Annotated in this window: 19 protein-coding genes; 11 read left to right on the forward strand and 8 right to left on the reverse strand. The window is 71.2% G+C overall.

Features of this window, described 5'->3' with window-relative positions; all coding sequences use genetic code 11:
• Window positions 1-28: 28 nt before the first annotated feature.
• Window positions 29-2413, reverse strand: coding sequence for a transglycosylase domain-containing protein (locus tag Acy02nite_RS39030; protein WP_203753312.1), 2385 nt, complete (start codon window positions 2411-2413; stop codon window positions 29-31).
• Between the two features lie 334 nt (window positions 2414-2747).
• Between Acy02nite_RS39030 and Acy02nite_RS39035 the strand changes: the two genes are divergently transcribed.
• On the forward strand, window positions 2748-3050 hold the full coding sequence (locus tag Acy02nite_RS39035; RefSeq protein WP_014695048.1) for a WhiB family transcriptional regulator: 303 nt from the start codon (window positions 2748-2750) through the stop codon (window positions 3048-3050).
• Here the strand turns inward: Acy02nite_RS39035 and bagB are convergent, their stop codons facing one another.
• Genes bagB through Acy02nite_RS39050 form a run of 3 tightly spaced genes read right to left on the reverse strand, consistent with a single transcriptional unit; the run spans window position 3051 to window position 6039 of the window.
• Window positions 3051-4187 carry an ArsA family ATPase gene (bagB, locus tag Acy02nite_RS39040; RefSeq protein ID WP_425548200.1) on the reverse strand — a complete coding sequence of 379 codons (1137 nt, stop codon included), beginning with the start codon at window positions 4185-4187 and terminating at the stop codon, window positions 3051-3053. It lies immediately after the preceding gene.
• 39 nt (window positions 4188-4226) lie between these two features.
• Entirely contained in the window at window positions 4227-5180 is a 954-nt protein-coding gene (bagA, locus tag Acy02nite_RS39045; protein WP_203753182.1) for an ATPase BagA, read from the reverse strand.
• 25 nt (window positions 5181-5205) lie between these two features.
• The gene (locus Acy02nite_RS39050) at window positions 5206-6039 is read right to left on the reverse strand and encodes an Rv0361 family membrane protein (protein WP_203753185.1); all 834 of its coding nucleotides are present in this window, start codon (window positions 6037-6039) and stop codon (window positions 5206-5208) included.
• A 93-nt stretch (window positions 6040-6132) separates the two neighbouring features.
• Between Acy02nite_RS39050 and sp36 the strand changes: the two genes are divergently transcribed.
• The 5 genes from sp36 (at window position 6133) to Acy02nite_RS39075 (ending at window position 12259) form a co-directional block, all read left to right on the forward strand.
• Entirely contained in the window at window positions 6133-6288 is a 156-nt protein-coding gene (gene sp36 / locus Acy02nite_RS39055; RefSeq protein ID WP_203683121.1) for a Sp36 family protein, read from the forward strand.
• Window positions 6285-6770, forward strand: coding sequence for a RidA family protein (locus Acy02nite_RS39060; RefSeq protein WP_239175616.1), 486 nt, complete (start codon window positions 6285-6287; stop codon window positions 6768-6770). Before sp36 ends, Acy02nite_RS39060 begins: the two co-directional genes overlap by 4 nt.
• Window positions 6771-6865: 95 nt before the next feature.
• Window positions 6866-7654 carry an MBL fold metallo-hydrolase gene (locus tag Acy02nite_RS39065; RefSeq protein ID WP_203753188.1) on the forward strand — a complete coding sequence of 263 codons (789 nt, stop codon included), beginning with the start codon at window positions 6866-6868 and terminating at the stop codon, window positions 7652-7654.
• Window positions 7651-11250, forward strand: a complete 3600-nt coding sequence (locus tag Acy02nite_RS39070; protein ID WP_203753190.1) for an adenylate/guanylate cyclase domain-containing protein — start codon at window positions 7651-7653, stop codon at window positions 11248-11250. Before Acy02nite_RS39065 ends, Acy02nite_RS39070 begins: the two co-directional genes overlap by 4 nt.
• 31 nt (window positions 11251-11281) lie before the next feature.
• Window positions 11282-12259, forward strand: a complete 978-nt coding sequence (locus Acy02nite_RS39075; RefSeq protein ID WP_203753192.1) for a serine/threonine-protein kinase — start codon at window positions 11282-11284, stop codon at window positions 12257-12259.
• Between the two features lie 487 nt (window positions 12260-12746).
• Here the strand turns inward: Acy02nite_RS39075 and Acy02nite_RS39080 are convergent, their stop codons facing one another.
• The 3 genes from Acy02nite_RS39080 to Acy02nite_RS39090 form a co-directional block, all read right to left on the reverse strand.
• Window positions 12747-14753 carry an acetyl/propionyl/methylcrotonyl-CoA carboxylase subunit alpha gene (locus Acy02nite_RS39080; RefSeq protein ID WP_203753194.1) on the reverse strand — a complete coding sequence of 669 codons (2007 nt, stop codon included), beginning with the start codon at window positions 14751-14753 and terminating at the stop codon, window positions 12747-12749.
• Between the two features lie 11 nt (window positions 14754-14764).
• The gene (locus Acy02nite_RS39085; RefSeq protein WP_203753196.1) at window positions 14765-16135 is read right to left on the reverse strand and encodes a carboxyl transferase domain-containing protein; all 1371 of its coding nucleotides are present in this window, start codon (window positions 16133-16135) and stop codon (window positions 14765-14767) included.
• Between the two features lie 213 nt (window positions 16136-16348).
• Window positions 16349-17026, reverse strand: coding sequence for a Crp/Fnr family transcriptional regulator (locus Acy02nite_RS39090; protein WP_014447921.1), 678 nt, complete (start codon window positions 17024-17026; stop codon window positions 16349-16351).
• A gap of 205 nt (window positions 17027-17231) precedes the next feature.
• On the opposite strand from Acy02nite_RS39090, the gene Acy02nite_RS39095 reads away from it, so the two are divergent.
• From Acy02nite_RS39095 to Acy02nite_RS39115, 5 genes are all read left to right on the forward strand, one after another.
• Window positions 17232-18431 (forward strand): CapA family protein, encoded by a 1200-nt coding sequence (locus Acy02nite_RS39095; RefSeq protein ID WP_203753198.1) that lies wholly within the window; start codon window positions 17232-17234, stop codon window positions 18429-18431.
• Between the two features lie 93 nt (window positions 18432-18524).
• Entirely contained in the window at window positions 18525-19307 is a 783-nt protein-coding gene (gene nth, locus Acy02nite_RS39100; RefSeq protein WP_203753319.1) for an endonuclease III, read from the forward strand.
• Window positions 19304-19936, forward strand: coding sequence for a TlpA family protein disulfide reductase (locus Acy02nite_RS39105; RefSeq protein WP_203753200.1), 633 nt, complete (start codon window positions 19304-19306; stop codon window positions 19934-19936). Before nth ends, Acy02nite_RS39105 begins: the two co-directional genes overlap by 4 nt.
• Before the next feature lie 67 nt (window positions 19937-20003).
• Window positions 20004-20714 carry an NUDIX hydrolase gene (locus Acy02nite_RS39110; RefSeq protein ID WP_203753203.1) on the forward strand — a complete coding sequence of 237 codons (711 nt, stop codon included), beginning with the start codon at window positions 20004-20006 and terminating at the stop codon, window positions 20712-20714.
• 27 nt (window positions 20715-20741) lie between these two features.
• On the forward strand, window positions 20742-21920 hold the full coding sequence (locus Acy02nite_RS39115) for a MarP family serine protease (RefSeq protein ID WP_203753206.1): 1179 nt from the start codon (window positions 20742-20744) through the stop codon (window positions 21918-21920).
• 496 nt (window positions 21921-22416) lie between these two features.
• Here Acy02nite_RS39115 and mycP read toward each other — a convergent pair whose 3' ends face one another.
• Window positions 22417-24000, reverse strand: a complete 1584-nt coding sequence (gene mycP, locus Acy02nite_RS39120; RefSeq protein ID WP_203753209.1) for a type VII secretion-associated serine protease mycosin — start codon at window positions 23998-24000, stop codon at window positions 22417-22419.
• Window positions 24001-24019 lie beyond the last annotated feature (19 nt).

The following is a 24019-nucleotide window of genomic DNA, read 5'->3' on the forward strand; positions in this document are numbered from 1 at the left end:
TCTCCCGCCCCTTCTGCTGTGGTTTTGCTTACCGTCCCGGCGGGTTGCCGCCCGGCGGCGGGTTCTGCTGGTTCTTCTTGCCGTTGCTGACGTTGATCGTCACCGCGCCGCCCTTGATGGTGCGCTCCTCGGTGGTGCCCGCGGCGGTGCCGGCCGGGCAGTCCGAGTCGACGGTGGGACCGGTCACCGGGTCGAAACCGGCGCCGCTGATCTTGTCCTTGGCGCTCGACATCGAGTCACAGGTCACGTCCGGCACGCTGCGCAGATCGCCGATGGAGACCTTGTCGTTGCCGGGCTTCTTGAACTGGACGCTCGGCTTGCCCTTCATGTAGTCGGCGAGGGCGTGCTGCACCGTCTTGTTGATGATCGGGTGCGACATCTGGTCGGTGTGGTTCTGCCAGTCCGGCACAGCCATGTAACCGGCCATGACCAGCGACGTGGTGCCGACGATCAGCGACGCGGTCTTGCTGTTGTCGGTGGTGCCGGTCTTGCCGAACACCGGGTGGTCGACGATCCCGCGGGTGTCGCCGGCGGTGCTGCTGCCACCGCAGCTGCCGAGCTGGGCCGAGTCGCCGACCGGGCAGCGGGCCGCGTCGAGCGCCGCACGGGCGACGTCCTTGGTGGTGGCCTGGATGCAGTGCGGCTTGCCGACGTCGATCTTCTCGCCGTCGTTGGTGGTGATCTGCTCGACCGGGGTGGCCTCGCAGTACTTGCCGTCGCCGGCCAGCGTCGCGTACGCGTTCGCCATCTCCAGCGGGGTGGAGTCCATCACGCCGAGGGTGAAGGCGCCCCAGCCGGCGGCGTTGGCGGCGTTGTCCTGGTCGACCTTGGTGCGGAACTGGATGCCGAACCGCTTGGCAACGGCGACCACGCTGTCCGCGCCGACCTTCTGCTCCAGCGGCACGAAGAACGTGTTCACCGACTTGCCGAAGCCGGTCCACATGTTGAAGACGCCGGCCTCCTTGGCGCTCGCGTTACGCGGGCACCAGTCGTCCGAGTTGGGGCAGGACGACGGGGTGCCGTAACCGGCCTTGTACTTCGAGTGGAACACCGCGGGCGCGTTGATCGGGTAGCTGAGCGGGACGCCCTTCTCCAGCGCCGCGACCATGGTGAACATCTTGTACACCGAGCCGGCCTGGTAACCACTGATGTCGCCACCGCCGGTGATCAGCGGGTTCGTGGTCTTCGGGAACGAGCCGCGGATCTTCTTCGCCTTCTTCTTCGGGTCCGGCGAGATCTGGTTCGTCGGGTGGTCCGGGTCGTCCAGCGCGTACTTACGGTTCGTCGCGAGGACCCGGACCTTGCCGGTGCCCGGCTCGACGCCGGCCAGGAGCAGAGCGTTCTTGCTGCTGTCCGACTGCCGCTCGGCGATCTCGGCGCGGGCCGAGGCCTGACCCTTCAGGTCGATCGTGGTGACGACCTTGTAACCACCGCTCTTGAGGCGGCGCTCCCGGTCATAGGTGGTGGCGCCGAACGCCTCCTGGCTCATCCACCAGCGGTAGAAGTAGTCGCAGAAGAAGCCCCAGTTGTTCTTGGCGACCGAGACGCAGCCGTTGCCGACCGACTTGACCTTGGTCGGGATCTTCTCGGTCTTCGCCTTGTCGGCGTCGGCCTGGGTGATCGCGCCCATCTCCACCATGCCCGGCAGGATGTAGTTGTCGCGGCGGGCCTGGATCTGCTCGTGACCCGTCTTGATGGTCGGGTTGAAGCTGGTCGGGGCCTTCACCATGCCGGCGAGCATGGCGGCCTCGGCGGCGTCGAGATCCTTCGGCTTCTTGTTGAAGTAGACCTGGCTCGCGGCGTAGATGCCGTAGGCCTGGTTGCCGAACGGCGCGATGTTGAGGTAGCGCTCGAGGATCTGCTCCTTGGAGAGCTGCTTCTCGATCTGCAGCGCGTACTTCATCTCGGTGACCTTGCGCTTCGGGGTGTCCTTCGTCGCGTCGATCACCTCCTGCGGATTGGTCGCCGAGTAGGCCAGCGACATTCGCACGTACTGCATCGTGAGCGTCGAGGCGCCCTGCTGAGCACCACCCTGGTTGTTGCTCACGAACGCACGGGCGACACCCTTGAGGTCGACGCCGTTGTGCTCGTAGAACTTCCGGTCCTCGGCGGCGATGATCGCGGCCTGCATGTTCTTGGAGATGTCCTTCAGCGGGACATCGCTGCGGAACTCGTCGTAGAACTGCGACAGCAGCGTCTTGCCGTCCGAGGCGTAGACCCGGGTGATCTGCGGGGAGCTGAAGTCCTTGAGCTCACTGGGCAGACTCGCGAACGACGTCCCGCCGGCCTTGGCGGCGAGGCCGGACATGGCTGCGGCAGGGAAGGCGGCCGCGGCCACCACCACACCGGCCAGCAGGCCACACACCAGCAACGATGTCGCGTTCGTGAAGATGTTGTGATCGCGTCTGCGCATCCAGGAGGTCACCCGAGGCAGGATACGCGAAGAGTGCACGCGACCGCCCGTCGAGCAGGTCGCCTTCGCCCGTTATGAGTGTGACCTGTCACCCGGGTCGCCGTGGTGATTTCCCCCATCTGCACCAAAGATACCCCCGTTCGGCTCCAGCGCCTCGGCCGCTTTGCCCGGAACTACCGGGCTATACGTATTTGAGGGACAACGTTGCGTAATCACCCAACTACGGAGCATGATGGTCCGGCGAGACATCTCGCATGACGTCTGCGCGGCCTTGGGGGACATGGGCAGCCGCGCCGGACGTTCGGGGGTGAAATGCAAGGGGGGACGTTTACCAATGGGGATGATCAGCGACTGGCCCAGCATGGCGGCATGTCAGAGTGGCGACCCTGACGCGCTGTTCGTGCAGGGCGCCGAGCAGAACGTGGCGAAGAGGATTTGCCGCAGCTGCCCGGTGCGCTACGAATGCCTCGCCGACGCCCTGGACAACCGGATCGAGTTCGGCGTCTGGGGAGGCATGACGGAACGGGAGCGACGCGCTCTGCTGCGCCGCCACCCGCACGTGGCGAGCTGGCGGAAGATGTTCGAAGCCGCTCTGAAGGAGAAAGGCGCCGACAAGGTGCTGGTCTCCACCCGCTGATCAGGCGAGCAAAGCGCCGATCGTTCGCAGCCCGTCGACGTCGTGGACGTCGGCGGGCTGCGCCGCGACAGCGGTCGTCGGCACCTGCGGGAACGCCTCGGTGAAGCCGGCTGCGACGCGGATCTCCCGCTCGGACTGCCGCAGCAGCCCCGCGTGGATCCGCAGCACGTCCGCGGCGACCGGCTGGTCACCGGCCTCGTCGAGCCGCTCCGCCGCGGCCTCGCTCTCGGCCGCCGGCAGGCCGGCCTCCTCGGTCTGATGCATCCGGTTCAGCACCAGGCCGCTGAGCGGCATCCGTTCCGCGACCAGCCGCTCGGCGAAGTAGGCGGCCTCCCGGATCGCATCCCGCTCCGGCGCGGCGACCAGCAGGAACGCGGTCTGCGGGTCCTGCAGGACCCGGTACGTCTGGTCGGCGCGCTGCCGGAAGCCGCCGAACATCGAGTCCAGCGCCGCGACGAAGCCCGACAGGTCGGTCAGCAACTGGGCGCCGAGAATCTTCTGCACGGCCCGGGAGAACAGCCCGAACGACGCGGTGACCAGGCTGAACATGCTGCGCCCGCCGCGGGCGGGGGCGAGCAGCATGCGCAGCATCCGGCCGTCCAGGAAACGGGAGAGCCGGGCCGGCGCGTCCAGGAAGTCGAGCGCGGAGCGGGACGGCGGGGTGTCCACGATGATCAGGTCCCACTGGTCGCCGGCCCGCAGCTGGCCCAGCTTCTCCATCGCCATGTACTCCTGCGTGCCGGCGAAGGTCGAGCTCATGGCCTGGTAGAACGGGTTCGCGAAGATCTCGGCGGCGCGCTCCGGCCGGGTGTGCTGCTCCACCACCTCGTCGAAGGTGCGCTTCATGTCCAGCATCATGGCGTGCAGCTCACCACCGGACTTGCCGGCGTCGATGCCCTTGACCTGGCGCGGCGTGTTGTCGAGCTCGGTCAGGCCCATCGACTGGGCCAGGCGGCGGGCCGGGTCGATGGTCAGCACCACCGTGCGCCGGCCGTGCACCTCGGCGGCCCGCAGCCCGAGCGCGGCGGCCGTGGTGGTCTTGCCGACCCCGCCGGACCCGCAGCACACCACGATCCGGATGCCCGGATCGGCGAGCAGGCCGTCGATGTCGAGCCGTGGAGCGGTCACATCAACCACACACCCCAGAGTAAGGCGTCTTGATCGGACGCGGCGTGATCAAACGCTCATCAGGCGTTCGGCGATGACATCCAGACCCGCGCGGTCCACACCGTCGGGCAACTGCGGCAGCTCGACCATGGGCCGGCCGCGCTCGGCCAGCTCCCGCCGGAGCGACTCCTCCAGCTCGCGCCGGGTCAGATGGGCCTGCGCCTCGGCGGCCAGCCGGCCGACGGTGGCAGGGGCGGCCGGCAGGCCCGCGGCGACCAGGCCCCGCTTGATCTCCGCCTTGGTCACCTTGCCACCGGCGAGCAGCGGTGGCCGGGCGCCGTTCAGGATGATCCGGCCGACCCGGATGCCCAGGCCGGAGAGCTCGTCGACGGCGTCCAGCGTTTCCTGCACCGGCATCTCCTCCAGCAGCGTGACCACGTGCACCGCGGTGATCGGCGAGCGCAGCAGCGAGGAGACCCCGTCGCTCTGGGTCTTGATCGGGCCCATCTTGGCGAGCCGGGCGGTCTCCGCGGTCACGTTCAGGAAGCGGCCGATGCGCCCGGTGGGCGGGGCGTCGAGCACCACCGCGTCATACACCCGGCGACCGTCCTGCGAGCGGGTGGTGGCCTCCTTCACCTTGCCGGTGAGAAGCACGTCACGCAGGCCCGGGGCGATCGTGGTGGCGAAGTCGATGGCGCCGACCTTGCGCAGCATCCGGCCGGCCGCGCCGAGCTTGTAGAACATGTCCAGGTATTCGAGGAGCGCCTCCTCCGGGTCCACCGGCAGCGCGCGGACCTCGCCACCGCCGGTGGTCGTGGTGATCCGGCGCTCGGTGTAGGGCAACGGCTCCAGCCCGAAGAGCTGGGCGATGCCCTGGCGGCCCTCCACCTCGGCCAGCAGCGTGCGGCGCCCACCGGCGGCCAGGCCGAGGGCGAGCGCGGCGGCGACGCTGGTCTTCCCGGTGCCGCCCTTGCCGGTCACGATGTGCAGTCGTTCCGGCCAGTTCCCGTGATGCTCGCCCATGCCGTCCACGTTACGGCCTCGGCGCTCAGCCGGAGACGTCGCAAACCAGCCATCCGCTCTTGCGCACGACGGTGAACTGGAGGTCCTGAGCAGCGGTCTTCTCGTCCTCGGTCGACATGACGACGCGTACGCCGACCTCTGCCTCGCCGTTGGTGTCGGTCGTCACGGCGGGGTCGTCCCAGCGGAAGGTGGCGCCCTCGTAGCCGTCGGCGTAGTCACGGATCTGCTGCACCCGCTCGTTCAGCTTGGTCGCGTCCCGGGCCTTGCGGCAGACCAGGTCCTGGGCGGCGCCGGCGTCCTGCTGGGTGTAGACGGCGGTGAGGAACCGGTTGACCGCGGTGGCCGGGTCCGGTGAGCCGGGGTTGTCAGCGTCCCGGAACAGCAGGTACGCCGAGACCGCCCCGCCGCCGCAGAGCGCCATCGTGGCCACCAGCGCGGCCGAGACGAACAGCGACGAGCGCCGGGAGGCCCGGTCACGGCCGGGCGCGGGTGGTTGCGGGCCGTTCGTCACGCCGACCCAGATCGGCTCCAGCTCGGGCGGCTGCACCTCGGCAGGCGGCGAGTGCTCCCAGGCCAGGTGCTCGGGAGGCGGGTATTGCCACTCTCCGGGCTTCTCGTGTCGGGCGTGCCACGGGCCCTGCGGTGGCGGCTGGCGCCAGCCCTGGGTGACCGGCTCTCCGGTGACCGGCTCCTCGGTGATCGGCTCTCCGGTGGCCGGCTCGGGGAGCGCGTGCCGGGCCAGATGCGGCGGCTCGGGGCGCGGGAGGGGCTCCGGGAGTGGAGCCGGGGGCTCGGGTTCGGGAGCGGGCGGTTCCGGATGGCCGGGCTGCGTCACGTCACCCTCCGCGGTCGATCGCATGCTCTCCGTGCGTATTCCGGTTCAGCCTAGCCAACCGGCGATCACCCCGGGCCCTAAGCTGTGCCGGTACCCGACTAAGGAGTGTCTTCAGCCATGCAGAAGTGGGAGTACGTGACCGTGCCCCTGCTGGTCCACGCGACCAAGCAGATCCTCGACAACTGGGGCGAGGACGGCTGGGAGCTGGTCCAGGTCGTGCCGGGTCCCAACCCGGACAACCTGATCGCCTACATGAAGCGGGCGAAGTCGTGACCACGCCGGTCGCCGGTGAGGGCGGTGTGGACGCCTACGCCAAGCTGGCCGAGCTCGGCCTGACGCTGCCGACGGTGGTCCCGCCGCTGGCGTCCTACGTGCCGGCCGTCCAGTCCGGCAACTACGTCTACGTCTCCGGCCAGCTGCCGATGGTCGACGGCAAGCTGCCGCAGACCGGCAAGGTCGGCGCCGAGGTGAGCGTCGAGGAAGCCACCGGCCTCGCCAAGATCTGCGCGCTGAACGCACTGGCCGCGATCGAGTCGCTGGTCGGCCTGGGCCGGATCGTGAAGATCGTCAAGGTGTCCGGTTTCGTCGCGTCGGCGCCGGGCTTCACCGGTCAGCCCGCGGTGATCAACGGCGCCTCGAACCTGTTCGGCGAGGTGCTCGGTGAGCAGGGGCGGCACGCCCGCAGCGCGGTCGGCGTCGCCGAGTTGCCGCTGGGTGCGCCGGTGGAGGTGGAGGTCATCGCCGAAGTGGCGTGATCTTGGGCGGGTTCGGCCGGGTTTGCTGACCCGAGGTGACCGGAACGGACATCGTGTCTCGGCTCACACGGGATTCGCGACGTACGATTCTCGGCATGGGGGGTGCTGAGCCTGCATCGGCTTCCGAGAGTGATCGTGAGGTCGACCGGCTGCCGGGTTGGGTGTCGCTGTTGCGCGCTCCCAACCCGGGCCCGATGACGCTGGACGGCACGAACACGTGGATCCTGCGGGCGCCCGGCGCGGAGCTCGCCACGGTGATCGACCCCGGTCCGCTGGACGAGGGGCATCTGCGCCGCATCGCGGATCAGGGGCCCTACCGGTCGATCCTGGTCACGCACGGTCACCATGATCATGTCGAGGGTGTCCCACGGCTGGTCGAGATGCTCGGTGAGCCTTTCGACCCACGCGAGAGCCTCGGTGGGAACGGATTGGAAATACAGGTCCTGAACACTCCGGGACACACCGGTGATTCGGTGTGCTTCCTCGTCGAGTGTGAGGGCGAGCGGGTGATGTTCACCGGCGACACGATCCTGGGCCGCGGCACGACGGTGGTGGCCGCGCCTGATGGAAATCTGAGTGACTATCTGACGAGCCTCGAGCTGCTGACGACGTACGAGAATGTCCTGATGCTGCCCGGCCACGGGCCGGTCCGTGCCGACACGGCGGCCTTGGCCAGGGAGTACCTGAGCCACCGGATCGAACGACTTGCGCAGGTCAGGGCCGCGATGGCGTCCGGGGCGCGGACCCCGGAGGCGGTGGTCGACGTGGTCTACCCGGACATCGACCCACGGGTGCGGTTCGCCGCGGAATGGTCGGCGGCCGCGCAGATCGACCATCTGAACCGGGAATCAGCGGCGGGGGCCGACGGTTTGGACCGGCTGTGACCTGCCCTGTGTGCGGGACCGTCGCCGTGCCCGGTGCGCGCTTCTGCCACCACTGCGGTTCGGCGCTGCCCGCCGCCGCGACCCTGCCCGCCGCCGAGCGGCGGATCGTCACCGTGCTCTTCGGCGACCTCTCCGACTTCACCTCCTGGTCCGAGGATCTCGACCCGGAACGCGTCGGTGCCGTCACCGACCGGGTCCTCGCCGCGCTGGCCGGCGCGGTGAAGACGTTCGGCGGCCACGTCGACAAGTTGACCGGCGACGGGATCATGGCCGTCTTCGGCGCCCCGGTCGCCCACGAGGACGACGCCGAGCGGGCGGTCCGCGCCGCGCTGAGCATGCAGCGCGCGGTCCGCCGGGTCCTCGACGACGAGCGTGGCGGCGGCGCGCCGCTGGGCCTGCGCGTCGGGCTGAACACCGGCGAGGTGGTCGCCGGCATGCAGGCCGGCATCGAATACACCGTCATCGGCGACACCGTGAACACCGCCGCCCGGCTGGCCGACGCCGCCGCGGTCGGCACCGTCTACGCCGGCGAGCGCACCAGCAACGGCACCCGGCACGTCGCCTCCTGGCGGCAGTTGCGGCCGCTGCGGCTCAAGGGCAAGCGCGAGCCGGTCCCGACGTACGAGTTGCTGGGCCTGCACGACGCCCCGGGCACGCGGTCCGGCCTGGGCGACGAGGCGCCGTTCGTGGGCCGGGAGACCGAGCTGGGCCGGGTCTCCGGGCGGCTCGCCGAGGCGATCGACTCGGGCACGCCCCGGGTGCTGGTGATGACGGCCGAGGCGGGGATCGGCAAGTCGCGCTTCGCCGGCGAGGTGAAGCGGCTGGCCGCCGGCTACGAGGTCGGCACCGGGCCGTATGCGGGGCACGGCGCCCGCGTCCTGCGCGTGCGCTGCCGGGCGTTCGGTGAGCGCCGCCGCTACGCGCCCCTGGCCGACCTGGTCCGCAAAGCCGCCGGCCTGCCCAAGGACGTGGTCACCTCGGTCGGCCGCACGGTCGTCGAGGAGCGGCTGCGCAAGGTCGCCCAGCGGCTCGGCGTGCCTCTGGACATCGACCGGCTGCTGGTCCTGCTCGGTTACGGCGAGGCCCCGGTCAACCCGGTCGGCCCGGCCGCCCCCGCGGACTGGCCGCGCAGCGCCAAGCGGGTCGACGCCGAGGCCATCTCGATCGCGGTCGCCGACCTGCTCAACGCGATGGCCACCACCACCCCGCTGATGGTGATCGTGGACGACCTGCACGACGCCACCGCCACCACCGTCGACGCGCTGGGCAGCACGCTGTCCCGGCTCGAGGGCCCGGTCGTGGTGCTGCTGCTCGGGCGGCCGGAACTGGTCCGCACCGGCGCGCTGAGCCGGGTCGCGGACGCCGAGGTGCACAACCTGCCGCCGCTGCGCGGGGCGGACGCGTCGCGGCTACTCACGTCGTACCTCAGTGGTGGGAAACTGCCGCAGCAGGACACCGACCGGATGCTCGCCACCGCCCAGGGCAACCCGTTCTACCTGGCCGAGATGGTGACGCTGCTGATGGAGCGCGGCGCGCTGACCCCGGCCATCGGGGCGAACGCGGCCGGCAAGTGGCAGCTCGCGGCCGGCTCGCTCGGCAGCCAGCTGCTCTCCCGGGACCTCGCGGCGGTGCTCGCGGCGCGCATCGACGCGCTGGCGGCCGAGCCGCGGTCGGTGCTGCGGGATGCCTCCGTGGCCGGGACGACGGTGCCCACCGGGGTGCTGGAGGCGCTGCACGAACGTCGCGCGCCCGGCGAGGAGCTCGAACCGGCGATCGACGAGCTGCTGCAACGGCGCATGATCCACCGCAGTCGTGGCGGGTTCCAGTTCTCGACGCCGCTGATGCGCGAGGCGGCGTATGCGGGGATCGGCAAGGCGGACCTGGCCGAGCGCCACGCCTACCTGGCGATCTGGGCCGCGCCGGAGACGGTCGGGCGGCACACCGACGGCGCGTCCCGGCTGAACCTGACCGACAACGAGCGCGACGCGTTCGTGGCCACCCACGCCGAGGCCGCGATCGAGCTGGCCGACGCCGTGCGGCTGCGGCCGGACGCCACGGTTCGCGAGGTCGCCGCCCTGGGCGTGGCCGCGCTGGGCCGGATGGCCCGGCGCGCGCTGGCCAACATCGAGCCCGCCGCCGCGATCGAGTACGCGGAGCGCGCCACCGCCCTCGGTCACGGCGACCTGCCGCTGCCCGACCAGCTCGTGCTGGCCCGCGCGCTGCTGCGGCTCGGTCGTGCCGAGGAGGCGCTGGCCTCCGGCGAGAAGATCACCAAGAACGCGACCGAGGAGCCGGTCTGCCGGGCCGAGGCGCTGATCGTGGTCGGCCGCGCGCACGAGGCCCTCGGCGACGGTGGCCGGGCGGTCGCGGCCTGGCAGGAGGCGCTGGAGGTGGCGACCGAGGCGCAGCTGCTGCCGGAGCGCGCCAACGCGATGCGCCGGCTCGGCATGGCCGACTTCCTGAACGGGCGGCTGAGCCAGGCGAGCAGCCGGTTCGCCGCCGCCTACCAGGTGACGCTGGCCGCCGGTGACCGGCACGGCCAGGCCTGGGCCCTGCAGAACCTGGCCTGGGTGACCACCACCCGGGGTGACTTCGCCGGCACCGACGCGGTGCTGGGCCGGGCCGCGCGGCTCTTCGCCGAGCTCGGCGACCCGGTCGGCCGTTCCTGGCTGCGCGGCACCACGGCGTTCGCCCGGCTGCTGGCCGGCCGGCTGCAGGAGGCCCGCCGGCTGGCCCGGATCTTCCTGCCCTTCGGCGACCGGGTCGGTGAGGGCTGGGCGGTCGGCACACTGCGGGTCGTCGAGGCCTACGCGGCTGCCGAGCTGGGCGACCTGGGCGCGGCCGACAGCCAGGCGCGCCGGGCCTACCGGGAGTTCCAGGAGGTCTCCGACGACTGGGGCTGCGGGCTGGCGATGGTCGTGCGCGGGGCGATCGCGCGCGGGCTCGGCGAGTTCGACCACGCGGCGGACCTGCTCGGCGACGCGCTCTGGTTCGCCGACCGGACAGGTCACCCGCTGCTGATCGGCATGGCCGGCACGCTGCACGGGTTCGTCGCCATGCAGCTCGGCGACCTGACCACCGCCGAGGCGGCGGCGCGCCGGGTGATGACCGCGGTCGAGCCGCACAACGCGCTGGCGCCGGCCCAGGTCGGGCCGCGGGTGCTGCTCGCCGAGGCGCGCACCCGGGCCGGGGACGCGGCGACTGCGATCGGGCTGCTGGCGCCGATCGCGAGTGACACGTCGGCGCCGTCGCTGCTGTTCTCGCGGCGGCACGCGCTCGCGTCGTACGCGTCCGCCCTGCTCGCCGAGGGCCGCGTCGGTGAGGCGCTGACCTGGATCGAGCGTGCCCGTGAGGTGCCGGCCGAGGATGTGCGCAGCGGCGTGGTGGCCTCGATGGTCCGGGCCCGGGTGCTGGCCGCCGCCGATCGGTACGTGGAGGCGCGCGCGGCGGCCGAGGACGCGGTCCGGCTGGCGTATTCGACCGAGCAGGCGAGCGAGCGCGCCGCCGCCGAGGAGCTGCGCGACACCCTCGCGGTGACCGAGGTCGAAGCCGCTCCGGCGGAAACTGTCGCCTACGCGTCTGACGTGCCCGGATGATCTTCCCGTCCGCTGGCGTATTTTCTAAGCCGTGACGGAGACACCGCCTGGCGCCCTGCCCGTGCCCTATGTCCCGGGCATGTCCGGCTTGTCGGTCATGGCCCGTGGTGGCTATGCGACCGTGTACCGGGCCACCCAGGACTCCGTCGGCCGTGAGGTCGCCATCAAGATGGAGAACCGGACCCTCGACAACGCGCGGGACCAGGCCCGGTTCCTGCGCGAGGCCCGTGCCGCGGGGCGGATGTCCTCGCACCCGCACGTGGTCGACCTGTTCGACGTGGGCGTGACGGTCGACCAGCATCCGTACCTGATCATGGAGCTCTGTGACGGGTCGTACCTGGACCGCATGCGCGTCAAGCCGCTCACCGCGGCCGAGGCGCGCGACGTCGGCGTGAAGATCGCCGACGCGCTCGTGCACACCCACGCCAACGGGGTGCTGCACCGCGACGTGAAGCCGGCGAACATCCTCTACTCGCAGTTCAACCAGGCGGTGCTGGCCGATTTCGGTCTGGCCGTGCTGGGCGAGATGCGGGACTCGTCGGTCACCCTCGAGGTCCTGACGCCGGCCTACGCGCCACCCGAGATGTTCCGCCACGAGCAGCCGTCCGGCGCCGCCGACGTCTACTCGCTGTGCGCCACCCTCTACGCCGTGATGAGTGGCCGGCCGCCGCGCTGGGAGTCCGACCGCAGTCCGAGTCTGATCACTCTGATGGACCTGTTCCTGCGCCCCATCCCGGAACTTCCCGGCGTGCCGCGCGCGTTCACCGACCTGCTACGCCGCGGCATGAACAACGATCCGCGGGGGCGGCCCTCCGCGCAGGAGCTGCTGCAGGAGCTGAGCAACCTGCACCTGGACCCGAACGCGCCGCCGCCGAACGTCTATCGCTCCACCTCGACGTACCCGGCGCCGCGGCCACGACCGGTCCCGCCCACGACGCCGACGCTGGACGAGACGCCCACGGTCAACACCGACCGCAAGGGTTTCTTCACCAAGTGGTTCAGCTGGTAAAGACCCAAGATCAAGTTCCGCTTACGGTACGACGTTCTCGCCGCCCGTTCTCAGGCGACACGACCCGGTCCCGTCCGTGCCCGCGCGAGGTCCGCCGTTGGTCCGGGCGGGCGGCGCGCGTCCCGGTCTTCAGCTGGTGCTCATGGTCGTTATCCAGGACGGATAACGACCATGAGCACCAGCCGGGAGAGTGAGTCGCGCCCGAGCCTTGGCCGGCTGCCTCATCGCGTGAGCTCTACGGGCGAGCTCATCGCGTGAGTTCTACGGACGAGGCCTGGGCCGTGACGAGCGTTGGTCGCCCGGGAGTGCCAGGAACCGGCCCGCCGGCGGGACCCGGCGGGTTTTCTGCTCTGGGCGCGGCCACCCACGGAGATCGCCCTTTCGGGCTTTGCGTTCTGGGCGCGCCAGCGCCCTGCGAAGCCCGGAAGGGTCCCCGCGGGAGCGACGATCCGGACCACGGCGGACGCAGGAAATGAAGATCTTGAAGTTACTCTGGGTCAAGTACTGCGAGTAACTCTCCGGTGTCGACCTCGGCGCCGGGATGGACCGGGAGGGACGCGACCACGCCGGCCGACGGGGCGTGGACAGGGTGTTCGAGCTTCATGGCCTCCAGGGTGAGCAGCAGTTCACCGGCACGAACCCGCTGGCCGGGCACGACCAGCACCCGGCGGACAGCGCCCGGGAGTGGGGCGATGAGAGAGCTCTCCGCCGCCTCGGGAGCGGGCAGCGGGAACCGTGGGATCTCACGAAGTGTGACCGATCCCTCGGGGCTGTCCACGTATGAGACGTCGCCGACGCGATGCACCAGGACCGCGAGGCGGATGCCCTGGACGTTGAGGACGACCCGGTCGCGGCTGGCGGAGACGACCACGATCGGCGGGTGCTCGTCGACCGGCGCCTGACCGAGCCCGGCCAGGTCCAGTTCCTCGGGGTCGACCGAGCGGACCCACCAGCCGGCGAGCTCGCCGTGCCGGTTCATCCGGTAGCCGACCTCGACCGGGCCGGTCGGGCCGTCGTAGACAGCGGTCTGCGAGCCGGAGGGCACGTTGCGCCAGCCGGACGGCAGCGTGCTCAGCACCGGGGCGCTGGCACGGCGGTCGGCGGCCCCGGCCAGTGCGGACGCCAGGCAGGAGAGCCGGACGGCGTCGACCGAGGAGAGCAGCGGCGCGAAGACCTCGGGGTGCCGGTCGAGGAAGCCGGTGTCGATGTCGCCGGAGCGGAACGAGTGGTGCCGCAGCGTGCGGACCAGCAGATCCCGGTTGGTGACGACGCCGTGCAGCTGGGCGCGGGCCAGCGCGGACGCCAGCATCCGGGCCGCCTCCTGGCGCGACGGGGCCCAGGCGACGAGCTTGGCCAGCATCGGGTCGTGGTGGTGCGGGCCGGTGACCGAGCCGTCCGCGACGCCCGAGTCCAGGCGCAGGCCGGGCTGCGGCAGCGGGCGGAACGAGCCGGCGACGTCGGGCACCGCGAATCGGTGCAGCGTGCCGGCGCTGGGCAGCCACGCGTACGCCGGGTCCTCCGCGCAGATCCGCACCTCGATGGCGTGCCCGCGGATCGGCGGCGGCCCGGGCATCGGCAGGCTGCCGCCCTCGGCGATCAGCAGCTGGAGCCGGACCAGGTCGTAGCCGGAGGTGCACTCGGTGACCGCGTGATCGGTCTGCAGGGTCGGGGTGAGTTCCAGGAACCAGAAGTCGCCGTCGGAGTCGAGCAGGAACTCGACGGCGCCGGCCCCGACGAAACCGAGCGCCCGGACCGCGACGATGGCCGCCCGGCACAGGTCCTCGCGCAACGCCGCGTCGACCGCCGGTGACGGGGTCTCCTCGACGATCTTCTGGTAGCGCCTCTGCACCGAGCACTCACGCTCGCCGAACGGCACGACAGCGCCCATCGCGTCGGCCAGGATCGGCACCTCGATGTGCCGGACGTTGGCCACGTAGGGCTCGCAGAAGACGTCGCCGTCCACCTCGCGCCGGGTGGACGCGACCGCCTCGGCCAGCGTCGACGCGTCCCGGACCACCCGCATGCCGGTGCCACCGATCCCCGCGTCCGGTTTGATCAGGACCGGGAATCCGGGCACCGTCGCCGGGTCGGTGAAGGTCGGCAGCACCGGCACCTTCGCCTCGGCGACCAGCTTCTTCGTCTCGGACTTGCGGTGCAGCGTGCGCAGGGTCGCGGCCGGCGGGCCGACCCAGATCATCCCGGCATCGGTGACCGCGGCGGCGAACTCCGGGTCCTCGGCCAGCGATCCGTTGCCCGGGTGCACGGCGTTCGCCCCGGCCCGTTTGGCGGCCGCGATCAGCGCGTGCTGCTCGAGGTAGGTGGTGGCCGGGGTGCTGCCCTCCAGGTGGACGGCGTAGTCGGCCTCGTTGACGTGCGGAGCGTCGGTGTCGACGTCCGAGTAGACGGCGACCGTCTCGATGCCGACCAGACGGCAGGTGGCGAACACCCGGCGGGCGATCTCACCACGGTCGGCCACCAAGAGTCGTCGGATCACTGGTCTACCTTTCAAGGTCGGAACACGCCGACGTGTTCGGCACCCGCCACGGCGGCGCTGTGCACTGCGGAGAGGCAGAGGCCGAGGACCGTACGGGTGTCGCGGGGGTCGATGACGCCGTCGTCGGCCGCGGCGGGCTCCGCCGAGGGACGCGGCCAGCTGAACTGGAAGCGGGGACGGTCGGCGCGGTCCGGCGGGCCGGCGTGCTCCGGTCCGATGGTGAGGACCAGGTGCGGCACGGTCGACTTGGCGACCGCGTGGACCAGGGGGGCGTCGTGGCGTACGTCGGTGTCGTCGCTCTTCTTGATCTCTCCGGGGTGGCGCAGGAACAGGACCGGGGTGGCCGTCGCGTTGGCCAGTTGCAGGAAGTGCACGGCCTTGCGGGACTCCGCCGGGGGCAGCCAGATGCCGGGGCTGGCCAGCACACCGACCGGGTATCCGTGCAGCTCACCCCAGCCGGCCACGAGCACGCTGCCCTGGCCGGGTTTGAACTCGTCGAAGTCGGAGTCGTCCAGGATCCGGGCGAGCACCTCGCGCGCGTCGAACCGGGACGGGCCGGCCGCGGCCAAACTCAGCAGCGCCTCGGCGTCGTAACGGGGGTCGCGCGGGCGGGTGGTCCGGGGCGGGGGTCCCTGCTTGCGCCAGTTGAAACGGCGTACGCACTGGCGGGCCAGCCGCAGCCCGTCCCGCTCGTCCTCGGCCAGCTGGTCGGCGGGTCCCGGCGGCCCGACCGGCACCACCGGGGTGGCGCGCACCTCGACGCCGCTGCGTTGCGGGTGGATGGTCAGCACCTTCGCGTGACCCCGCACCACGATCGTGTAGTCGGAGAGCGCCGGCAGGTACGCCGCGTCCCCGCTCGTGGTCCCGAAGACCACGCACACGGTCGGCACCCGGTCCGCGGTGAGCCGGCTCAGCTCCCGCGCGATGCTCCCGGCCGGGGCCGCCTCGCCCGACGACTCGACCAGGTTGACCAGCGGTAACCGGTTCTCCGAGGCGATCCGGGCGGCCCTGCGGATCTTCTCCGCGGTGTACGGGTTGACAGCGCCCCCGGCCACTGTCGGGTCGTTCGCTATCACCACGCACTCGACGCCCTCCACGGCGCCGATGCCGGTGACGACGCTCGCGCCGACCGGGAACTCCGAGCCCCGCGCCGCCACCGGGGACAGCTCGAGGAACGGGCTGTCCTGGTCGAGCAGCATCTCGATGCGCTCCCGGGGGAGCAGTTTTCCGCGCGCGTGGTGCCGGGTCACCCACTTCTCGCCGCCGCCGGCGCGCGCCTCGTCGAGGGCGGCCTCCAGCGCGGCGAGCCACTGCAGGGTGCTGCCGCGACCCTCCAGGTATGCGGGGTCGCGCGGGTCCAGCGTGGTGTCGAGCGCGGTCACGTCGACACCCCGATGCGCGCTACGCGCCTACCTGCGTTCAATGCCGCGCCCTTCCCTGTCACGCCGGTGCCTCTCGGCCACCTCCGTAACGAGCGGCTGTGCGGGCGCGACACGGATCACGGGTCCTGGGCCCGGTCACCGGGAAGAGTGGATCAAGCACGTTCGAGGGGCTGTCCACCTGGACAGCCCCTCGTGACGCGATGTGGCGGAACGTCAGACGCGAGCGCGCCGGGCGAGCCGTTCCGGATCGAGAATGATGACGCTCTTGCCGTCCAGCCGCAGCCAGGCGCGGGAGGCGAAGTCGGCGAGCGCCTTGTTCACCGTCTCGCGGGACGCGCCGACCAGCTGGGCCAGCTCCTCCTGCGTGAGGTCGTGCGTGACCCGCAGCACACCACCGTCACGGGTGCCGAACCGGCCGGCCATCTGCAGCAGGTTTTTCGCCACCCGGCCGGGCACGTCCGTGAAGATCAGGTCGGCCAGCGCGTCGTTGGTGCGCCGCAGGCGGCGGGCCAGCACACGCAGCAGCTGCTCCGCGATCTCCGGACGGTTGTTCAGCCACGGGCGCAGTGACGACTTCTTCAGCCGGGCGAGCCGGCTGTCGGTCACCGCGGTCGCCGTCGCGGTGCGCGGCCCCGGGTCGAAGAGCGAAAGCTCACCGAGCATGTCGGACGGCCCCATGATGGAGACAAGGTTCTGCCGTCCGTCCGCTGCCCGGCGACCGAGCTTGATCTTCCCGGACAGAACGATATACAGGCTGTCGCCGGCCTCGCCCTCGTTGAAGACCACGTCGCCCTTGCGGACTTCGATCGTGTCCATCTCCTTGGCGAGCGCCTCTGCGGCTTCCGGGTCAACGCCCTGGAAGATTCCGCTGCGCGCCAGTACCTCATCCATCGCCGCACCTCCGAAACGCGCAACGTCTGCGCTCGATCAGTCTAGGCGCACGCGGGCGGGAAACGGGCGGCCACCCCTTGATCCAGATACTGGACGGTAACCAGATTTGCCGTAACCGGTGGTGACAATTCGACGGTTCCGGCATATCGGGACGGCACTTTCGTCGGTCGCTCCTGCTTGCGAGCCGACGGTATCGTCCCGGTCGATGAATTCGCACCCCCGGCCCGACCGCAAAACTGCTTCTGGGCGTTATGCCCTGTATATCGGACTCGTCGGCGTCGTTGTCGCTGGTGCTGCCGTGGGTGGGATCATCCTGGTCAACGAGGGCGACGAGGCCGACGCGAGCTGGCATTCCACGCCGGCCGCCGCTGCCAGCACAGCCGTCCCGGCAGTTCCGGGAAAGACCGCGGCGGCCCGCGAGGAGTCGGGAACGGTCGAATCCCTGACATTCTCCGCGACCGGTGACATCATGATGGCCAGCGCGCCGGGTGGGCTGCCGCCGAAGAACGGCGACGGATTCTTCGACGGGGTTCGCAAGGACCTCGCGTCCGATCTGGTGATGGGCAACCTCGAGCAGCCGCTCACCGACGACACCGGAGCGTCCAAGTGCGGCAGACCCGCCCGCTCCGGCTGCTTCGCGTTCCGCTCGCCGCCCTCCTACGCCGGGCACCTGAAGGACGGCGGCTTCCAGCTGATGAACCTGGCGAACAACCACGCCAAGGACTTCGGTGCCGCCGGCAACCGCAACACGATCACGGCCCTCGAGGGCGCCGGGCTGAAGTACACCGGCGCGGCGGACCTGATCACCACGGTGGAGGTCAAGGGCGTCAAGGTGGCGGTGATCGGGTTCGCGCCGTACGCCGGGTCCAACAACCTGAACGACCTCACGCACGCCCGGGACCTCGTGAAACGGGCCAAGCAGGAGGCGGACCTGGTCGTCGTCCAGGCCCACATGGGTGCCGAGGGCGCGACCATGAACCACGTGAAGCCGGGCACCGAGAACTACCTCGGGGAGAACCGCGGCGACCCGATCAAGTTCAGTCACACCGTCATCGACGCGGGCGCCGACCTGGTCATCGGGCACGGGCCGCACGTGCTGCGGGGCATGGAGTTCTACAAGGGCAAGCTGATCGCGTACAGCCTCGGGAACTTCGCCGGCGGCGGGCACACCCTCTCCAAGGACGGCATCCTGAAGTACGCCGGGATCCTGCGCGTGACGATGCGGTCCGACGGGACGTACACGGGCGGGAAGTTCGTCTCCACCTATCTCGACAGCTCCGGCCTGCCCACCCGGGACACCGCCGGTCAGCACGGGCGGGAACTGGTGAGCACGCTGACGAAAGCGGATTTCCGGTCGACCGGCGCGGTGATCGGCGACGACGGGACGATCAAGCCGCCCGCGTGAGGCGAAGGGCTGGGCGGGCCGACGTACTCTTTACCGGTGACCCGACCCCGCACCACGCCCGCCGACCCCGGGCCGGCCGTGCTGGAGCGGTCGATGAAGCGCTTCGCGCGGGAGACGCCGATCGGGCGCAAGCGCCGGGCCAGGAAGATGGCCCGCGTGCTCGCCGACACGCACCCGGACGCGCACTGCGAGCTCGACTTCACCACGCCGCTCGAGCTGGCCGTGGCGACCATCCTCTCGGCACAGACCACCGACGTCCGGGTCAACCAGGTGACGCCGGTCCTCTTCCGGAAGTATCGGTCGGCGGCGGATTACGCGTCCGCCGACCGCGCCGAGATGGAAGCGATCCTGCGGCCCACCGGGTTCTTTCGCGCCAAGACCAACTCGCTGATGAATCTCGGTCAAACCCTCATCGGCTCGTACGGTGGTGAGCTGCCCCGTGAGCTCGACGCGCTCGTGAAGCTGCCGGGCATCGGGCGCAAGACGGCGAACGTGATCCTCGGCAACGCGTTCGACGTGCCCGGCATCACCGTCGACACGCACTTCCGTCGCCTGACCAACCGGTTCGGCTGGGTCTCGGAAGAGGACCCCGTCAAGATCGAGTTCCTGGTCGCCGACCTGATCGAGAAACGCGACTGGACGATGCTGTCGCACCGGATCATCTTCCACGGGCGGCGGGTGTGCCACGCGCGCAAGCCGGCCTGCGGAGCCTGCACGCTGGCGGCGTCCTGCCCGTCCTTCGGGACCGGGCCGACCGAGGCGGCGCCCGCGGCGAAACTCCTCAAGGGGCCCCGCGCCCGCGAGCTCGCCGTCGCCGCCGGGGTCGACCCGGAGCTGGTGCCGGCGTCGGCCGTGCTCGCGCCGGAGGAGCCGTGAGGGCACTTCTGCCGCTCGTCGCGGGCGTGTTGCTGCTCGCCGGGTGCACCGCCGCCGTCCAGTCCGGCGACGAGGAGACGCCGTCCCCGTTCGCGGCGTGCACGACGGCTTCCCCGGGCGCCGCCGCCTCCCCCGAGGCTGCTGCTTCCGCTGGCGCCGCCGCCTCCCCCGAGGCTGCTGCTTCCGCCGGCGTCGCCGTCGCCTCGTCGGGGACCGATCTGCCGGACATCGCGGTCGACTGCTTCACCGGGGGCGCTCCGGTGAGCCTGCGGTCCCTGCGCGGGCCGGCGGTGATCAACGTCTGGGCGTCCTCCTGCGGGCCGTGCCGGGAGGAGCTTCCGCTGATCCAGAGACTGGCCGACACCACCGCCGGGAAACTGACGGTGCTCGGGATGGACACCGGTGACAGCCGGACGGCGGCGGCCTCGTTCGGGTCCGACCACGGGGTCACCATGCCGACGCTGTACGACCCGGACCGCTCGGCGATCACCAAGCTCAAGGTGGTCAACCTGCCCACCACGATCTTCATCGACGCGACCGGGAAGTCCTACCTGCACCGCTACGCGATGGACGCGCAGGACCTGACCGCACTTCTGCGGGAGCACGCCGGGCTGTCGGTGACGTTGTGAGGCGCTCATCGCGTACCGGGGCAATCGGCTTTTCTCTCTGTTCTTTCTGTGCGGCAAGGTGGGGCGCATGAGCCGGGGCGTGGTGCTGGATCGGCCCGACGACCTGCCGTCCTGGTTCGAGCCGTTGCTCACCCGCGTCGCCGGGTGCCGGAGCGAGGATTTCAGCGTGCTGCGCAAACCCGCCGGGACGAACGGGCGGTCCAGCGCGGTGCTCGTCCTGCTCGGTGAGGGTCCCGCCGGGCCCGACCTGCTGATCCTGCAACGAGCCGCGACCATGCGGAACCACGCGGGCCAGCCGGCCTTCCCCGGTGGCGCCACCGACCCGGAGGACGCCGACGCGATCGCCACCGCGCTGCGCGAGGCCGACGAGGAGGTCGGTCTCGAGCCGTCCAGCGCCCAGGCGCTCGCGCTGCTGCCGGAGCTGTGGATCCCGGTCAGCCGGTTCACCGTCAACCCGGTCCTGGCCTGGTGGCGGCACCCGCATCCGGTCCGGCCACGGCAGGTCACCGAGGTCGCGCACGTCGCCAGATTGCCGATCAGTGAACTCGCCGACCCCGCGAACCGTATCCGGGTGCGACACCCGAGCGGCTGGATCGGACCGGCCTTCCAGGTCCGCGGACTGCTCGTCTGGGGTTTCACGGCGGGGGTGATCTCGGTTCTGCTGGACATGGCAGGCTGGGCGCTGCCCTGGGAGCCGGGTCGTGTCGTCGAACTGCCCGACGCCGAGGCCCCGGTTCCGGCGGCGCGCGGCGGCGCTCCCGACGAGGTGGTGCCGTGACGTGCGTCTGACTTCTATGTTGAGTGAGTGCCCGTGGTCGATGTCATCCTGATCGTGCTGATGCTGCTGTTCGCGATCAGCGGCTACCGCCAGGGATTCGTGATCGGGGCGTTGTCCCTCGGCGGGTTCTTCAGCGGTGTCCTGATCGGGCTCCAGCTCGGTCCGCTGCTGGCCAAGCAGTTCGCCGACGGCACGATCCGCATGGTCGTCGCCCTCGCGGTGATCCTTGCCCTGGCTGTCCTCGGTCAAACCCTGGCCGGCTGGCTCGGCACCAGCCTCCGCAAAGCCATCTTCAACCGGCCGCTGCAGCACCTCGACGACGCGGGTGGCGCGGTCGTGTCGGTCGTCGCGGTCCTGCTGGCCGCCTGGCTGGTCGCCGTGCCGATGGGCTCCACCCCGTTCCCGGGGATCAACAAGGCGGTCCGGAGCAGCGCGATCCTCGGTGGCATCAACGGGCTGATGCCGGAGCAGGCGCAGGCCCTCTCCTCGGCGCTCCGCGAGACGCTCGACACCAACGGCTTCCCCGACGTGTTCGGCGGTCTCGCGCGCACCCAGGCCAAAGAGGTCGCCGAGCCCGACCCGGCGCTGCGGAACTCGAAGATCGTGCAGACCTCCAAGCAGTCCGTCCTCAAGGTCCTCGGCGCGGCGCCCAGCTGCTCCCGGCGCATCGAGGGCACCGGTTTCGTCTACGCCGACGAGCGCGTCATGACCAACGCGCACGTGGTCGCCGGCACCCGAGACGTGGTCGTCGAGACCACCCGCGGCCAGATCGAGGGCACCGTCGTGGTCTACGACCCGAAACGCGACCTCGCCGTCATCCGGGTGCCCGGGCTGAAGGCGCCGATCATGCCGTTCGTCACGAAGAAGGCGGCGTCCGGGGCCAGCGCCATAGTTCTCGGCTATCCGCAGGACGGGCCGTACAACGCGCAGTCCGCCCGGGTCCGCGACGTCGGCGACATCACCGGGCCGGACATCTACGAGTCCGGCGACGTGACCCGGGAGATCTACACGATCAAGTCGCTGGTCCGCAGCGGCAACTCGGGCGGCCCGCTGATCGCCCCCGACGGCGAGGTGCTCGGCGTGATCTTCGCGGCGGCGGCCGACGACAAGAACGTGGGCTTCGCGCTGACGGCGGCTGAAGCGGCGCCGATCGCGAAGCTGGGGCGGGAGAGCACGCAGGCGGTCAAGACGGGCGAGTGCGCCTGAGCCGGGGACGCTCCGGTTCCTCTCACTCTCGAGACAACTGCCCCGGTGGTACGCCGTGAGACCGCCACACTTCCCCACCGCCCTCGTGGTTCACGGCGCCCATGCCCGCTGCCGAAGCTGCACGGCTCCCGAGTCGTCGCCGCGCCCGGTCGCCCCGCACCCGGTCGGTTCTGCACCCCGGTCGGTTCTGCACCCCGGTCGGCCCAACCGCTCGGCTGGTCCAGCGCCCGGGGCCGCTGAGGTGCTCGGCTGGTGCTGACGGGTGTTTCCGGGCGTGTTCACACCCCTGAGAGCCAGCCGGGGTCGCGACGTCCGCTGAGGGCCGCGCGGTCGCTCGCCGTTGGCTTGTTGCCGCCCGGGTGGGGTTCTTCCCGGGCTCGACACCCACCTGACGAGCAGCAGGGGCGGTGTGCCCGCGAATGGGTCGGGTTGGTGGTGAGAGCTGCGTGAACTGGAGCGGCGCTCTCGAGAGCCGGCCGTGACGGTGAGCCGCGGGTCAGCCGGCGGTGGTCGCGAAACGGCGAATGGTCACGGCAGCCGCCAGCGCCGAGATCACGAACAGCGCGATCGCGATGAAGCGCCCCCGATGCGACCCGCCCGCCTCGGCGGCCGCCGGCGCCGCCCAGCCGCCGCTGTTCGTCCCGGGCACCACCGCGGCCGGCTGCTGGCCGGTGTCGCCGCTCGGCGCCGACTGGGCCTCGCCGGGCGCCGGCGCGCTGCCGAACCGGGCCACCCCGGCGGGCGGCGTGTTGTCCAGCGGGTTGCTAGCCGCTTCCGGCACGACGGCGGTGAGCGCCCCGGTCGGGTCGATCAGGCCGAAGCCGAAGGCGTCGTCGCGGCCGGGCGCGCCACGGTCCTTGGCGGTACGGATGATCCGGTTGATCACGTCGCTCGCCGACATGTCCGGCCAGCGGGAGCGGATCAGCGCCGCGGTCCCGGCGACCATCGGCGCGGCGAAGCTGGTGCCCTGCACCCGCCAGTAGCCGCCCGGTTTCGCGCCGACCAGGTCCGTGGCGGGGGCGGTGACGACCGTCTCCTTGCCGGTTATCGAGCCGGACCACAGATCGGTTCCGTTGCGTTCCATGCCGGCGACAGCGATCACGCCGGGCTCGCGGGCCGGGTACCAGACACCGTGGTTCGTGGACGCGGTCGCGCTCACGTTGCCGGTGCAGGCGACGACCACCACGTCCTTGGCGAACGCGTAGTCCAGGGCGGCGGCGAGCGCCGGGCTGTTGGCGCTGCCGCCGAGCGACAGGTTGACCACCCGGGCGCCGTGGTCGACTGCCCAGCGCAGGCCTTTGGCGACGATCAGCGCGTCGTCGTAGCGGTTGTCCTCGTCCAGGACCCGTACCGGAAGAATCTTGGCTTTCGGGGCGATGCCGACCACGCCGGTGCTGTCGTCGTTGCGGCCGGCGATGATCCCGGAGACCGTGGTGCCATGGCCGACCGGGTCGGTGTCGCCGCCGTCGCCGGTCTTGGTGTTCACCAGGTCCAGCCCGGGCAGGACCTGGCCTTCCAGGTCGGGGTGGTGCGCGTCCACCCCGGAGTCGATCACGGCGACGGTGATGCCGGTGCCGTCCGCGTAGGTCCACGCGTCGGTCAGGTCGAGCGCCTGCAACTGCCACTCGTCGGCCCGGACCGTGTCGATCGCGGCGCCCGGGTCGGCCAGCGGCTTGCTGAACGTGGTGCCCTCGACCACCTCGTCGGCCGCCCCCGGCTCGGCCAGCGGCAGGCCGCCCAAATGCGAGGCCAGCGGCAGGCCGGCCACACGCGAGACCAGCGGCAGGCCGGAAACGTGCGAGGCCAGCGGCAGGCCGGAAAGGGGCGAGCCGAGGGGCAGGCCGGAAACGTGCGAGACGAACGGCAGGCCGGACACCTGCGCGGAGAGCGGCCCGGTCGTCAGCGCGGGCGAACCCGCGAACGCGGGCGAGGCCGCCGGCATCAGGGCGATGAACCCGGCAAGGGCCGCCACCCCGAGTCGCCGCCCGCTCACCATCGGACACCGCCGCGGGGTGCACGACACCGCGGCCGCTGCGGCCGGAAGGTTGCGCTCACTCTGGTCACGGGTCGGCGTCGCCATTCTCATGATGGTCAGTCGA

Origin of the sequence: Actinoplanes cyaneus (genome assembly GCF_016862095.1) — a bacterium.
In the GTDB taxonomy this organism is placed as follows: Bacteria; Actinomycetota; Actinomycetes; order Mycobacteriales; family Micromonosporaceae; genus Actinoplanes; species Actinoplanes cyaneus.

Bases quoted from the DNA above. Each gene is read 5' to 3' on its own strand.
- Acy02nite_RS39030 (WP_203753312.1), bottom strand. From the start codon at position 2,413: ATGCGCAGACGCGATCACAACATCTTCACGAACGCGACATCGTTGCTG.
- Acy02nite_RS39035 (WP_014695048.1), top strand. From the start codon at position 2,748: ATGGGGATGATCAGCGACTGGCCCAGCATGGCGGCATGTCAGAGTGGC.
- bagA (WP_203753182.1), bottom strand. From the start codon at position 5,180: ATGGGCGAGCATCACGGGAACTGGCCGGAACGACTGCACATCGTGACC.
- Acy02nite_RS39050 (WP_203753185.1), bottom strand. From the start codon at position 6,039: ATGCGATCGACCGCGGAGGGTGACGTGACGCAGCCCGGCCATCCGGAA.
- sp36 (WP_203683121.1), top strand. From the start codon at position 6,133: ATGCAGAAGTGGGAGTACGTGACCGTGCCCCTGCTGGTCCACGCGACC.
- Acy02nite_RS39065 (WP_203753188.1), top strand. From the start codon at position 6,866: ATGGGGGGTGCTGAGCCTGCATCGGCTTCCGAGAGTGATCGTGAGGTC.
- Acy02nite_RS39090 (WP_014447921.1), bottom strand. From the start codon at position 17,026: ATGGATGAGGTACTGGCGCGCAGCGGAATCTTCCAGGGCGTTGACCCG.
- Acy02nite_RS39095 (WP_203753198.1), top strand. From the start codon at position 17,232: ATGAATTCGCACCCCCGGCCCGACCGCAAAACTGCTTCTGGGCGTTAT.
- nth (WP_203753319.1), top strand. From the start codon at position 18,525: ATGAAGCGCTTCGCGCGGGAGACGCCGATCGGGCGCAAGCGCCGGGCC.
- Acy02nite_RS39110 (WP_203753203.1), top strand. From the start codon at position 20,004: ATGAGCCGGGGCGTGGTGCTGGATCGGCCCGACGACCTGCCGTCCTGG.
- mycP (WP_203753209.1), bottom strand. From the start codon at position 24,000: ATGGCGACGCCGACCCGTGACCAGAGTGAGCGCAACCTTCCGGCCGCA.